The 13,581-nt window shown below is 65.5% G+C and carries 12 protein-coding genes; 7 read left to right on the top strand and 5 right to left on the bottom strand.

Annotation, left to right across the window (positions count from 1 at the left end; translation table 11 throughout):
* The first annotated feature begins 8 nt into the window (after window positions 1–8).
* Window positions 9–2,021: an RNA polymerase sigma factor RpoD gene (gene rpoD, locus IE113_RS06895; protein WP_189539843.1), complete on the top strand. Its 2,013-nt coding sequence runs from the start codon at window positions 9–11 to the stop codon at window positions 2,019–2,021.
* 36 nt (window positions 2,022–2,057) lie between these two features.
* On the opposite strand, the gene IE113_RS06890 is transcribed toward rpoD, so the two are convergent.
* Window positions 2,058–3,752: a M20/M25/M40 family metallo-hydrolase gene (locus IE113_RS06890; RefSeq protein ID WP_229822178.1), complete on the bottom strand. Its 1,695-nt coding sequence runs from the start codon at window positions 3,750–3,752 to the stop codon at window positions 2,058–2,060.
* A 187-nt stretch (window positions 3,753–3,939) separates the two neighbouring features.
* On the opposite strand from IE113_RS06890, the gene rpiB reads away from it, so the two are divergent.
* The 6 genes from rpiB to rpsD all read left to right on the top strand — a co-directional run bounded on the left by rpiB (window position 3,940) and on the right by rpsD (window position 7,904).
* Window positions 3,940–4,392 (top strand): ribose 5-phosphate isomerase B, encoded by a 453-nt coding sequence (rpiB, locus tag IE113_RS06885; RefSeq protein ID WP_189539842.1) that lies wholly within the window; start codon window positions 3,940–3,942, stop codon window positions 4,390–4,392.
* Window positions 4,389–5,702, top strand: coding sequence for a serine hydroxymethyltransferase (glyA, locus tag IE113_RS06880; RefSeq protein WP_189539840.1), 1,314 nt, complete (start codon window positions 4,389–4,391; stop codon window positions 5,700–5,702). The genes rpiB and glyA overlap by 4 nt, the downstream gene beginning before the upstream one ends.
* A gap of 4 nt (window positions 5,703–5,706) precedes the next feature.
* Complete coding sequence (locus tag IE113_RS06875) at window positions 5,707–5,922, top strand: hypothetical protein (protein WP_189539838.1); 216 nt, start codon at window positions 5,707–5,709, stop codon at window positions 5,920–5,922.
* On the top strand, window positions 5,923–6,414 hold the full coding sequence (gene nrdR, locus IE113_RS06870; RefSeq protein ID WP_189539836.1) for a transcriptional regulator NrdR: 492 nt from the start codon (window positions 5,923–5,925) through the stop codon (window positions 6,412–6,414).
* Complete coding sequence (locus IE113_RS06865) at window positions 6,398–7,129, top strand: RNA methyltransferase (RefSeq protein WP_189539834.1); 732 nt, start codon at window positions 6,398–6,400, stop codon at window positions 7,127–7,129. The genes nrdR and IE113_RS06865 overlap by 17 nt, the downstream gene beginning before the upstream one ends.
* Before the next feature lie 160 nt (window positions 7,130–7,289).
* Window positions 7,290–7,904 carry a 30S ribosomal protein S4 gene (gene rpsD / locus IE113_RS06860; RefSeq protein ID WP_189539832.1) on the top strand — a complete coding sequence of 205 codons (615 nt, stop codon included), beginning with the start codon at window positions 7,290–7,292 and terminating at the stop codon, window positions 7,902–7,904.
* Between the two features lie 236 nt (window positions 7,905–8,140).
* Here rpsD and IE113_RS06855 read toward each other — a convergent pair whose 3' ends face one another.
* The 4 genes from IE113_RS06855 to IE113_RS06840 all read right to left on the bottom strand — a co-directional run bounded on the left by IE113_RS06855 (window position 8,141) and on the right by IE113_RS06840 (window position 13,551).
* Window positions 8,141–10,138 (bottom strand): alpha/beta hydrolase family protein, encoded by a 1,998-nt coding sequence (locus tag IE113_RS06855; protein WP_189539824.1) that lies wholly within the window; start codon window positions 10,136–10,138, stop codon window positions 8,141–8,143.
* A gap of 322 nt (window positions 10,139–10,460) precedes the next feature.
* Complete coding sequence (gene tgt, locus IE113_RS06850; protein WP_189539821.1) at window positions 10,461–11,591, bottom strand: tRNA guanosine(34) transglycosylase Tgt; 1,131 nt, start codon at window positions 11,589–11,591, stop codon at window positions 10,461–10,463.
* An 11-nt stretch (window positions 11,592–11,602) separates the two neighbouring features.
* Window positions 11,603–12,028: a hypothetical protein gene (locus tag IE113_RS06845; RefSeq protein WP_189539819.1), complete on the bottom strand. Its 426-nt coding sequence runs from the start codon at window positions 12,026–12,028 to the stop codon at window positions 11,603–11,605.
* Between the two features lie 83 nt (window positions 12,029–12,111).
* Complete coding sequence (locus IE113_RS06840; RefSeq protein WP_308430043.1) at window positions 12,112–13,551, bottom strand: 8'-apo-carotenoid 13,14-cleaving dioxygenase; 1,440 nt, start codon at window positions 13,549–13,551, stop codon at window positions 12,112–12,114.
* Window positions 13,552–13,581: the final 30 nt, after the last annotated feature.

The following is a 13,581-nucleotide window of genomic DNA, read 5'->3' as shown; positions in this document are numbered from 1 at the left end:
GCGGATTGATGGACGAAGAACTGAACGGCGGCGAAAAGGAAGGCGGCGACGCCCCCCTGATCGATCTCAACGAAGCCTCGATCAAGAAGCTGATCGCGCGCGCCAAGAAGCGCGGCGTGATCACTTATGACGAGCTGAACGAGGCGCTGCCGCAAGACCAGATGACCTCCGAGCAGATCGAGGACATCATGGCCGCGATCAGCGAGATGGGCGTCAACATCGTCGAGAGCGACGAGGACGCGGTCGATCCGGAAGAGCGGGAAGTCGATGAAATCGACGAGCCGGATCCGGTTGGCGAACGCCCCGACCTGATCAAGAAGAAGGAAACGGTCGAGCGGACCGATGACCCGGTGCGCATGTACCTGCGCGAAATGGGCGCGGTGGAACTGCTCAGCCGCGAAGGCGAAATCGCCATCGCCAAGCGGATCGAAGCCGGCCGCGACACGATGATTCTGGGCCTGTGCGAAAGCCCGATCACGTTCCACGCGATCATCCAGTGGTCCGAGGCCCTGAACGCGGGCGAAATGCAGCTGCGCGAAATCCTCGACCTCGATGCGATGCTGTCGAAGGAACCGGCGCCCGAGAACCTGACCGAAGACGGTGAGGAAGAAGGCGACGGCGAAATCAGCGAAGCCACCGCCGGCCCCTCCTTCAAGGAAGAAGAAGACGTCGAGGAGGAATCCGCCGACGAAGAGGACGAGGACGGCATCGAACGCCGCGCCCGCCGTCCGGCCGAGGAAGAAGAGGAAGACAACACTCTCTCGCTCGCGCAGATGGAAGCGCAGCTGAAGCCGGAAGCGCTGGAAAAGTTCGCGCTGATCACGGAGCTGTTCCGCAAGTTCGAAAAGCTTCAGGCCAATCGCCTCGAATCCATGAGCCTGGGGCTGGACTTCCCGGCTGCGAAGGAAAAGCAGTACCAGGAACTGCGCGAGGAACTCACCGCACAGGTCGAAAGCGTGCAGTTCCACGCCAGCAAGATCGAGTACCTGGTCGACAACCTCTACGCCTTCAACCGCCGCCTGACCGCGCTGGGCGGGCAGATGCTGCGCCTGGCAGAGCGTCACAAGGTCAGCCGCAAGGACTTCCTCGACACGTACGTCGGCAACGAGCTGGATGACACCTGGCTGGCCACGATGTCGAAGCGCGACAAAAAGTGGGCCGCCTTTGCCGAGAACGAAGCCGATGCGGTTGAACGTATCCGTTCCGAAGTGGCGGACATCGCGTCGGCCACCGGCATGGCGCTCACCGAATTCCGCCGCATCGTCAACATGGTCCAGAAGGGTGAACGCGAAGCGCGCATCGCCAAGAAGGAAATGGTCGAGGCGAACCTGCGACTGGTGATCTCCATCGCCAAGAAATACACCAATCGCGGCTTGCAGTTCCTCGACCTGATCCAGGAAGGCAACATCGGGCTGATGAAGGCGGTCGACAAGTTCGAATACCGCCGCGGCTACAAGTTCAGCACCTATGCGACGTGGTGGATTCGTCAGGCAATCACCCGCTCGATTGCCGACCAGGCCCGCACGATCCGCATCCCGGTCCACATGATCGAGACGATCAACAAGCTGGTCCGCACCAGCCGCCAGTTCCTGCACGAGCAGGGCCGCGAACCGACGCCGGAAGAAATGGCCGAGCGTCTGTCGATGCCGCTCGAAAAGGTCCGCAAGGTGATGAAGATCGCCAAGGAGCCGATCTCCCTCGAAACGCCGATTGGCGACGAGGAAGATTCGCACCTCGGCGATTTCATCGAGGACAAGAATGCGATCATCCCGGTGGATGCCGCGATTCAGGCGAACCTCAAGGAAACGGTCACCCGCGTGCTGGCCAGCCTCACCCCGCGTGAGGAACGTGTGCTGCGCATGCGTTTCGGCATTGGCATGAACACCGATCACACGCTGGAAGAAGTCGGCCAGCAGTTCTCGGTGACGCGCGAACGTATCCGTCAGATCGAAGCAAAGGCGCTGCGCAAGCTCAAGCACCCGAGCCGGTCGCGCAAGATGCGCAGTTTCCTCGACCAGTAACGCGAAAGGCCCCGGTAAATCCGGGGCCTTTCTGCATCAGCGCTTGGTGTCGGCATAAACTGCGACCGTTTCCGCTACCGGATCCAGCCGCACCCACAGTGCCACCGCCATGGCCAGGATCAGCAGACCGGCCGCACTAATGCGTGCCGTCCGGCTCGTCACCCCATGCCAGACGGGCAGCAATCCCAGCGCGCCCAGCGCCAGCGGCAGGGCCGCCGCCATCGGCATGGTCGGCCCCACGCCCTGCATCACCTGATGCCCCAGCGCGAGCATGTACCCCACGACCGAGGCGGCAACGGCCCCCGCGAAGGCCCGAGCCGCCGTGCCGCCTGACCGCTGCAACGACAACAGGGCCAAGGCCGCCAGCATGACCGGGATCACAATGAAGTAGGCCGCTGTCGGAGCAATCGCTTGCGCCGCTGCCGCTATCAGCAACAATGGCAACGCCGCGCCGACCTTTCCGGCCGGAGACAGCGCCCCGCCCAGCAGGACCAGTGCCGCTGCCATCCCGCCCAGCGCGGCCATCGCCTCGAGCCGGGGAATCGCGGCCAGCCGGTCATAGTAATTGGTCGGACCGTCCGCGCCGGACAGCAGGTTGAGCAGGTAATAGAGGGCAGCAGCCACCAGCAGCAGGCCCGCCATCCGCCCGGCACCGCTACCCAGCGCGCGCAGATCCGGCTGCTCCCGCACGGTCAGCCCCAGCGCACCCGCCGCCACGATCAGCATGATCCATCCCGCCCAGACCGGATAGGTCAGCATGATCCGCCCGAACAGGTCGAAAAACACCGCATCGGGCGCGGGCGCGGGCATCGCGGGGGAATTGAGCAACGCGCGCGACAGCTCCAGCACTTGCGCGCCCATGTCCTGCACCGCGCCCTGATCCAGCCGCGCCGGGGTGGCCAGCGGCGAGTGATACAGGCCCGACCGGCCGATAAAGGCGAAATTGTAGGCCGTATAAGATCCGGCCAGCACCGGGGTCAGATCGGTATCGTTGGGCAGGACACTGTAGATATAAGCAGCGAGCGAGCTGCCACCGGGCCGCCGTGCGACATCCGCGAACAAGGCCACCGCATTGCCATTGTCGCTCGATGTCTGGAACAGGGTTGTGCGACCGCCGCCCCCGCGTGCCTCCATATTGATCACGGCACCAACGCGGGTGCGCAACGGATGTTCGGCGAAGAACTGCTTTGCCCCTTCCAGACCCAGTTCTTCCGCATCGGTGACCAGCACCACCAGATCGCGCTCTGCCCCGCCCCCGGCCTTGATCGCGCGGGCGACTTCCAGGCTGACGGCAATTCCGGCCGTATCGTCAGCCGCGCCGGGCGAGCCCCAGACCGTATCGTGGTGCGACATCAACAGGACGGCGGGCAGGGAGCGGTTTCGTCCCGGCAGCACACCGATCACGTTGGTCAGGGTCGGCGGCGGATCGCTGCGTCCGGTCCATCGGTCGCGCTTGGCCGTGCCGCGCTCTCCCACCGTGCCGGAACTGGTCGATACTTCCATTCCCAGCGCCTGCATCCGTGCCGCGATGTATTCACGCATCCTGGCATTTTCGGGCGTGCCGGTGATGTGGGGTTCGCGCGCGATGGCCACCACGTCCGGCATCGCCCGGGCCACGGCGAATTCGCTCGGCGGGGTTTGCGGCCCCTGGGGCATCGGCGGGGTGGTAGCCATGATCGCCAGCACCACGGCGGCCAGCAGCGCCACCAGCGTTCCCAGGCCCTTGCTCATCCATTCCCCCGCATTTCGTCAGCACTGCAAACCGTGTGTTGCCGAAAAGCTGCGCTGCGTCTGCCGGAAAGTCAAACCCGCGACACTGGACCAAAGGACGGTGCCCTCGGCGCTGGCAAATCGGGCGATCCGCGACTAAGGGGGGCGCACGCGATTCTACCCTCCCCCGGAAGGACGGCGCCTGCCCATGCGCATTGCCATTGCCTCTGACCACGCCGCAATCGACCTCAAGGCCGAATTGCGCGAGTACCTGATTGGCCTGGGTCATCAGGTGGCCGATCTTGGCCCCGATACTGCCGACCGGGTCGATTACCCGGACTATGGCTACAAGCTGGCCGCCATCGTGGCTGACGGCACCGCAGAGCGCGGCGTGGCGCTGTGCGGTTCGGGCATCGGCATTTCCATCGCGGTCAACCGCAACCCGGCGCTGCGCTGCGCGCTGGTGTCGGAACCGCTGTCGGCCGCGCTGGCCCGTGAACACAACGATGCCAACGCCATTGCCATGGGGGCCCGACTGACCGGCGTCGACATGGCCAAGGCCTGTATCGACGCCTTCCTGAACACCGATTTTGCCGGTGGCCGCCATGGCCCCCGGGTCGACAAGCTATCCAACCCTGACCTTGAAGGAGCAACCGCATGACCGTGATCGCCGACGCCCAGCCGGAAATCCGGTCGAAAGGCTTCTTCACCGCGCATCTGGCCGAAACCGACCCCGAAGTGCACGCCGCCATTCGCGGTGAACTGGGCCGCCAGCAGCACAAGATCGAACTGATCGCGTCCGAGAACATCACCAGCCTGGCCGTGCTGGAGGCGACCGGCTCGGTCTTCACCAACAAGTATGCCGAAGGCTATCCGGGCAAGCGCTATTACGGCGGCTGCGAATATGCCGACGTCGTCGAAAACCTGGCGATCGAGCGGGCGAAGCAGCTGTTCGGCTGCCAGTTCGCCAACGTCCAGCCCAATTCGGGCAGCCAGATGAACCAGGCGGTGTTCCTGGCACTGCTCAATCCCGGCGATACCTTCATGGGGCTGGACCTCAACTCCGGCGGCCACCTGACTCACGGCAGCCCCGTGAACATGAGCGGCAAGTGGTTCAACCCGGTCGCCTATGGCGTGCGCAAGGACGACGAACAGCTGGACATGGAAGCGGTCGAACGGCTGGCGCATGAGCACAAGCCCAAGCTGATCATCGCCGGCGGCACGGCCTATTCGCGGGTGTGGGACTTCCAGAAGTTCCGCGAGATCGCCGATGCGGTCGGCGCCTACCTGCTGGTCGACATGTCGCACTTCTCCGGCCTGGTCGCGGGCGGCGCGCACCCCTCGCCCTTCCCGCATGCCCATGTCGTCACCAGCACCACGCACAAGAGCCTGCGCGGCCCGCGCAGCGGCATCATCCTGACCAACGACGAAGCGCTGGCCAAGAAGTTCAACACTGCCGTGTTCCCCGGCCTGCAGGGCGGGCCGCTGGTTCACGTGATCGCGGCGAAGGCCGTGGCCTTCAAGGAAGCGCTCCAGCCAGAATTCAAGGCCTATGCCGCCCAGATCGTCGCCAACGCCCGCGCGCTGGCGAGCAGCCTGGCCGACAATGGCCTGCGGATCGTGTCCGGCGGGACCGACAACCACCTGATGCTGGTTGACCTGACCGCCAAGGACGTGACCGGCAAGGCCGCCGAAAAGGGGCTCGACCGGGCCTACCTCACCTGCAACAAGAACGGCATCCCGTATGACACGCGCTCGCCGTTCGTCACTTCGGGTATCCGCCTTGGCACTCCGGCCGGCACCACGCGCGGCTTCCGCGAGGAAGAGTTCCGCACGATTGGCGCGCTGATCGCGGAAGTGGTAGACGGGCTGTCGCGCAACGGCGAGGAAGGCGATGGCCAGGTTGAGGCCCGCGTCCGCGCCCGTGTCGAGGAACTGTGCAGCCGATTCCCGATCTATCCGGAGCTTTGACGCCATGAACGATCCCAAGCGCGGTGATAACCTGATCGACAACGCCCGCGAGGAGATCGTCGGCATGGCCAAGGAAGGGCTCGCCCACCCGTCGACCAAGCCGGTGCTGACCGGCGCGGCCATTGGCGCGGTGGCCGGGGCCGTGCTCCCGGTGGTAAGCTGGCCGCTGGGCCTGCTCGCCGGGGCCGGGTTCGCGCTTTACAAGCGGTTGCGCCCCTGAATGCGCTGTCCGTTCTGTGCGCATGACAACAGTCAGGTGAAGGATTCGCGCCCCACCGAGGACAACACCGCGATCCGCCGTCGCCGCCAGTGCGAAGGCTGCGGCGCGCGCTTCACCACGTTCGAGCGGGTGCAGCTGCGCGAAGTCATCGTCGTCAAAAGCGGCGATAAGCGCGAACCGTTCGACCGGGGGAAGATCGAACAGTCCGTCTCGCTTGCCTGCCGCAAGCGCGGGGTGCCGCAGGAACGGATCGACCAGCTGGTCTCCGGCGTGCAGCGCCAGATCGAAACGCTGGGCGAGAGCGAAGTCCAGGCCCGCGACATCGGCGAAATGGTGATGGACGGCCTGCGCCAGCTGGACGCGGTCGCCTATATCCGCTTCGCCAGCGTCTATCGCGACTTCACCGAAGCGCGCGACTTCGAGGAATTCGCCAGCACGATTCAGGACGTCGGTGGCCAGAACGTCGGTGGGCTTGATGCCGACAAGTCCTGAGCGCAAGCCGGTCATCGTCCTCGTCCGGCCGCAACTGGGCGAGAATATCGGCAAGGCGGCCCGCGCGATGCTGAACTTCGGGCTGACCGAGCTGCGGCTGGTCACTCCGCGCGATGGCTGGCCCAACCCCAGCGCCGGTCCGGCGGCGGCCGGCGCAGACGAAGTGCTGGAACACGCCGCCGTGTTCGAAACGCTGGCCGATGCCGTGGCCGATTGCGCCCATGTCTATGCAACGACCGTGCGCAAGCGCGGGGTGACCAAGCCGGTCGTCACGCCGGAGCAAGCCGCCCGCGCAATCCATGCCGACGCGGGCCGCTCCGCACTGGTGTTCGGCCCGGAACGCTCCGGCCTGGAAACCGAGGACGTCGCGCTCGCCCGCGCGATCCTGACGGTGCCGATCAACCCGGACTTCGCCAGCCTCAACCTCGCGCAGGCGGTGATCCTGTGCGCCTATGAATGGTCAAAACAGGCCAATCTGGTCCAGCCCACGGCCGAGGACCTGCTGCCCCCCGCCCCGCAGGAGGAGCTGGAGGGGATGCTGGGCCAGCTGGAGGCCATGCTGGACGCCCGCAACTATTTCTTCCCCCCGGCCCGCGCCGAGGCCACGCGGCTGACCGTGCGCAACATGCTGACCAAGCCGGGCTGGAACCACCTGGAAGTGCGGACCATGCGCGGAATCCTCTCCACGCTGGAGAAACGCGCGCCGAAAGCTTGACTTGCGGGCGATTCCCGGCCAAGGGCGCGCCTTCGCAATTGACCTCGCACTCCGGTGAAGCGGTGGTCGCATTCCGCACAAGTGGCGGAATGGTGCGGTTCCGGACCAGTAGGGCCAGCGGTTGTCGCCAGCCCCCAGCAAATTGAAGGAACGATGCGTCATGTCGAAGCGCAAGTCGTCTAAGTACAAAATTGACCGCCGCATGGGCGAAAACATCTGGGGTCGTCCCAAGAGCTCGGTCAACCGCCGCAGCTATGGCCCCGGTCAGCACGGCCAGCGCCGCAAGAGCAAGGTGTCGGACTTCGGCATCCAGCTGCGCGCCAAGCAGAAGCTGAAGGGCTATTACGGCGACGTCACCGAAAAGCAGTTCAAGCGCACCTATCAGGAAGCGTCGAGCATGAAGGGTGACACCGGTCAGAACCTGATCGGCCTGCTCGAACAGCGCCTGGACATGGTGGTGTACCGCGCCAAGTTCGCGCCGACCATCTTCTCGGCCCGCCAGATCGTTTCGCACGGCCACATCTATGTGAACGGCGTGAAGTGCAACATCGCCAGCCGCCGCGTGCGTCCGGGCGACGTCGTGTCGCTGGGCAAGAAGGCCAAGGAAATGGCCCTGATCGCCGAAGCACAGGGCCTGCCGGAACGCGAAGTGCCCGATTATGTCGCGCAGGACGGCACCGACAAGGTCACCTTCGTTCGCGTTCCCACGCTGGACGAAGTGCCCTATCCGGTGAAGATGGAACCGAACCTGGTCGTCGAATTCTATTCGCGCTAAGTTTCGGGTTTTCATACCGAAATTGCAAAGGGCGGTCCTTCGGGGCCGCCCTTTTCGTTTGGGCCCGGCGGACGTTAGTTGATGAAGTGCAACCGCGAGGGTCTTTGCCGAAAAGTTTTGGCGGGCGCGCGAAAGCAGATCAGGCCGCATCCGGGGAATGCGGCCTGAAGGGAAACGGGGTTCACGCGGTCAAGGAGCGAAGCCCAGCATGACAGCCGCGCGCCGTGTAGGAAAGTTCAGTTCGCCGGCAGGCCCAGAGACTTGCGCAGGAAGGCATCGCTTTCGCTGAGCAGACGGGTGCGCGCGGCGGCATCGGTGAGGCTGTGGGCGAGCCCCGGAAACTCCACCAGTTCCACCGGCTTGCCCGCGCCGCGCAGGCGCTCGGCCATGAACCGCGCCTGCCCGATATCGACATTCAGGTCGCGGTCGCCGTGGAACATCAGCACCGGGGCCTTGAAGCTGCCGGGGTTCTGCGCGGGCGAACCTTCCTTGATGTGCGGCCCCTGCCCGATGAATTTCTGGATCAACGTCTGGTTATATGCGCCAGCCGCACCGGCGCGCAGCCGCTCCAGATCGGTCACCGGGGCGACGGCGACGACCGCCTTGTAGAGCGACGGGTCCAGCACCTGGCTTTGCAGCGCCGCATAGCCGCCATAGGACCAGCCGACGATCGCCAGCTTGTCCGGCGCGGCGATGCCGTGCGCCACCAGCCAGCGCCCGGCGTCGTTCACATCGCCAATCGCATCGCGCCACGACTGGAACCCGTTCTTGCGATACCATGCCGAGCCATAGCCGGTGGAGCCCCGGAAATTGGGTTGCAGCACCGCATAACCGCGCTGGGCATAGAACTGGACCAGCCAGTCAAAGCCCCATTCGTCGCGCGATCCCGGTCCGCCGTGGGGCATGACGATGGCGGGCAGCCCCTTGCCGCTGCTGCCCGGCGGCAGCGTCAGGTAGCCGGGCACCTGCGTACCGTCGGCAGCCGGATAGGTCACCGGCTTCATCGGCGCGAGCGTGATCCCGGCCAGTTCCGGGCGCACCGGCAGCACTTCACCCAGCTGGCGGGTGGTCTTGTCGAACAGGTAATAGCGCCCCGGATCGACATCGCTGGCGGCGACCATCAACAGCTTGGTTTCCCCGCTGCTGGCATCGACGAACCCGATGCTGGGCTTGCCCGGCAAGGACCGGCTGAGCGCCCCCGCCAGCTTCTTCAGCTCCGGATCGAAGTAATCGACCACCCGCATTTCGGTGGCATAACTGGCCCCGACCACGCGGTTGTCGCGCCCGATCCGCACCAGTCCGTCCACGTCGACGTCGTCACGGCTAAGCAGCAGTTGCCGCGTTTCCGTGCCGTCCAACGCAATGCTGAACAGCGCCGCCCGGCCTTCGTGATCGTCAAAGCCATAGACCACGTTCTTCGCCGGATCGACCGCATAAGGGTTGAAGCCCCCCACCCCGCCGGTGTCAGCCAGCTTGAGCTTCGACAGCGGCAGCCACTCCCGCGCGCCCTGCTTGCGATAGAAATAGCTCATTTCCTCGCGGATGTAGCCGTCCGGGTTGGAGGCAATCGTCCCCAATATCCGCACCGTGCCATGTCCGTCCGTGATGTACTCGCGCGCATCGCCGCGCGCCGGCTCGACGTTGCGGCGCTTGAGCGTGACGGTATCGACTTCCTCCACCCCCAGCCCCTGGCGCTGCTCCGCCTTCAGCGATCCGGCGCGGTCTTCCTGGATGAAGTAGCGCGACATCAGCACCGCGCCGGGCTTGCTCGCCACGTCCCAGTCCAGCACGTTCCCGCCGCTGCCATCCAGCCCCAGCTGGCGGCTGTTGACCGCTGTCAGCAGCTTGGCATCGCTGCCATCGGCATTCAGCGCATAGGCCCGCGCAACCTTGATCCAGCGCCCGGCCAGGTTGAAATCGACGCTGACCTTGCACACCAGCCGCGCCGCCGTGGGCCAGCCGCACCAATAGATCTGCTCATCCTTGCTGGCCGAGGCAATGATCCGCACCGGCGCCGCGCCCGTCGTCAGGTCCGCGACATAGACCGCCGTGCCGACCGTGGGATGCGGGGTGACATAGGCGATCTTCGTACCATCGGGCGACAGGCTGATCGAGCGAATCGCCTCCAGCGCCCCAAACCGCTGCGCCAGCGCGAGCCCATCCTGCGCGGCCGCCGGAACCGCCGAAACGCCGGCCATCAGCACCGCCACCACACCCAATACCCTGCGCTTCATTCCATGCCCCTGCCCGTAATCGTGCGAAGATCATGCAGCCGGGGTGAGCAAGTGCAAGTCAAAGCTGGATTATTTTGGAGAACAACCGGCTGGGTCGCGCGGCATTTTTCGGTCGGGCGGGTATTCCGCACGGAACGAAATTTGCCCCAGCACTGCGCGAACCGCAAAGCCAAGCCCCGGATCAAGTCCGGGGCGACGGGGAGGAGGGGCGAAAGGCTTTTCCATTCCGCTATCCCAACAGACAGCCATTCCAGCCATCCCACCTGACATCAGCGCCTACCAAAAGCGCCCACCCTTCCCGGGCAAAATCTGCCCAAACCACCTAACCCTTGAGATACCCCCGCCGGAACTCCGCCGAAAACGCGGCGAACGTGCCCGCAGCAATCGCATCGCGCATCGCCTGCATCAGCTGCTGATAGAACGTCAGGTTGTGTTCGGTCAGCAGCATCGCGCCCAGGATCTCGCCGCTCTTGTGCAGGTGGTGGATATAGGCGCGGCTGTATTTGGTGCAGCAATCGCCGGGGCAGCGCTCGTCCAGCGGGCTCATATTCTCGGCATGGCGGGCGTTGCGCAAGTTGACCGGGCCGTTCCACGTAAAGCCCTGCCCATTGCGGCCAGAGCGGCTGGGCAGCACGCAATCGAACATGTCGACCCCGCGCTCCACCGCGCCGACCAGATCGTCGGGCTTGCCCACCCCCATCAGGTAGCGCGGGCGGTCTTCGGGCAGCTGGCCCGGCGCGAAGTCGAGCGTGGCGAACATCGCCTCCTGCCCCTCGCCCACAGCCAGCCCACCGATGGCATAGCCATCGAACCCGATCTCGCGCAGGGCGGCGGCGCTTTCGCCGCGCAGCGTCTGGTCGAGCGCGCCCTGCTGGATGCCGAACAGGGCGGAGCGTTCGGCGTGTTCCTCGCCGCTGTCGAAACCGTCGCGGCTGCGCTGCGCCCAGCGCATCGACATCCGCATAGAGGCGGCGATCACGTCATAGGGCGCGTCGGCGCGCGGGCATTCGTCGAACGCCATCACGATATCGCTGCCCAGCAGCCGCTGGATTTCCATCGAGCGTTCGGGGGTGAGCAAATGCTTCGAGCCATCGAGGTGGCTTTTGAAGGTCACGCCATCCTCGGTGATCTTGCGCAGGTCCGACAGGCTCATCACCTGATAGCCGCCGCTGTCGGTCAGGATCGGGCGGTCCCAATTCATGAACTTGTGGAGCCCGCCCAGCCGCGCCACCCGCTCTGCGCCGGGGCGCAGCATCAGGTGATAGGTGTTGCCCAGCAGGATATCGGCCCCCGTCGCGCGGACGGTTTCGGGCTTCATCGCCTTGACGGTCGCCGCCGTGCCGACCGGCATGAACGCAGGCGTGCGGATTTCGCCCCGGCGCATGGCAATCGTGCCGGTGCGGGCCTTGCCATCGGTGGCGTGGATGGTGAACTGGAAGCGGGGGGCAGTCATGGCCCGTGCGGTTAGCCGTCTTGCGCGGAAAGAACCAGCCCGCACAGCTTTTCGCGCAGTTCATCCCACAGCGCGAGTTCGGCCGTATCGTCCGGCGGGGTGGCGCGGCGCAGGACGGTGATGGTGGCATCCAGCAGCCCCGCATACCACGCGGCCGGCACATGCAGCGTTTCGGCATGGTGCGGGACCGAGGTGTAGGCGATGATCTCCACCTCCGCGCGGCGTTCGAACCAGGTCATCACGAAATAGAGCGCGTTATCGACCATTTCCGCTTCCAGCCGGTGCGGATTGCCGTGCGGCGAATGCAGATCGAACGCGGCGCGGGCAGCGGGGTGGTGCGCATAGAATTCGGCCATGACGAGTGGCACCACATCGCCCAGCCGTTCGGCCGCGCGTTCCAGCGCTGCATCGACTGCCGCCTGTCGTTCGCGCGACATGGCCCCTCCTCGCATCCGTTTTCCCGGTGACGGGCTAGCACGGCGCGGAGGGGCCTGTCTTGCGCGCGATCAAACCGCGCCCATCAACCAGCGTCGGGCAGCCAGTTGCCGTGGAAGCCCGGCGGGATGCGGTGCGGGATATGGATGCTGGCGACCGGGGGCGCGGCCATGTCGGACGCATCGAGGATAACGAGGTCCGTCGTCTCGTTCGCGGCGTCGATCACATAGCCCATGACCCAGCCGTCACCTTCCGGGGCATCGGCGCTGCGGGGCACGAACACGAATTCACCGGGCACGCGGTTCGGCCCGAAGTCATGCGCCTGCCGCTCTCCGGTGTGCAGGTCATAGCGATAGATCGGCGTCGTCCCCAGGAACGCCTGTTCGGCGTGTTCCGGCAGGCCCAGCGACCAGGCGTAGCGGTAGGGCTGGCCGAAGAAGCGTTCATCCGGGCGGTGGAATTCCTGCGGCGCGGCATCGACCGTGGTGCGCGTCACGCGGCGCGCGGCGGGGTCGATTTCCCAGCGCTCCATCCCCAGCGACTTGCCGTTCGGCCCGTCCGGCCCGCCCGCGAACATCGTCTGATAGGCCGACAGATCGACAATCACCTTGCCGTCCGCCGTGTCATAACTGTTGGCGACGTGGAAGACATAGCACGGATCGACATCGCACCAGATCACGTCCTCCGCCGTGCCAGCGCGCGGCAGCAGGCCGACGCGGGCCTGGTGGTCCGGGTTCCAGTGATAGGGGAACTGCTCGCCCGCGATCAGCGCCTTCATCGAGAACGTCACCGGCAGGTCGAACACCAGCACATACTTCTGCGTGATGCTGCATTCATGGATCGACGGCCCATGCTCGACCGGGATCGGCTCCTGCCGCACGACCTTGCCCTCGGGCGAGACGACCACGTGCCACACGGTGTCCTGCGTCATGCCGTCATAGCAGATCGCGTGGAGTTCGCCGGTCAGCGGGTCTTCATGCGGATGCGCGCTGAACGAGGTTTGCAGCGTGCCGCCGAAATCGGTGTAGGCAACCGTTTCCAGCTCGTCATTAAGCCGCGCCGGGAACGACCCGGCCTCGACAATGGCGAGCGTCTGCCCGCGATGCTGGATGACGTTGGTATTGACCAGATCGCGCCGCCCGCGCCGGGGTCCAGGCGCGGCAGCCGGGCCGCCCTTGGCCTCCAGCATCTGCGAGCGGATGTAGCGGTTGCGATACCACAGCGCCTTGCCGCCCTCGATCCGCACCCCGTGGACCATGCCATCGCCGATGAACCAGTGATGCCCGCGCGGATCCGGTTTGAACGGGTTCGGCCCGATGCGGACATAGCGGCCCGACAGCTCCGGCGGGATCGTGCCGGTCACGGCCAGATCGGTCAGCGTGCGTTCCTCGGTCATCGGCGCGTGAATGCCGGTCAGGAACGGATGGGCGCGGGTTTCGTCCATGCGGGCGCGGTTGAAATTGGCGACCTTCTCGATCCCCTTGGTCACGACGGCGCGGATGACGGTTTCGACGTTGCTTGCCACGGCGCGTATCTCCCTTTAATGTTTATGCTG

This window comes from Novosphingobium arvoryzae (assembly GCF_014652615.1).
Taxonomy (GTDB): Bacteria; Pseudomonadota; Alphaproteobacteria; order Sphingomonadales; family Sphingomonadaceae; genus Novosphingobium; species Novosphingobium arvoryzae.
The sequence above is the reverse complement of the archived record's forward strand: the minus strand, read 5'-3'. Positions and strand labels throughout refer to the sequence as shown.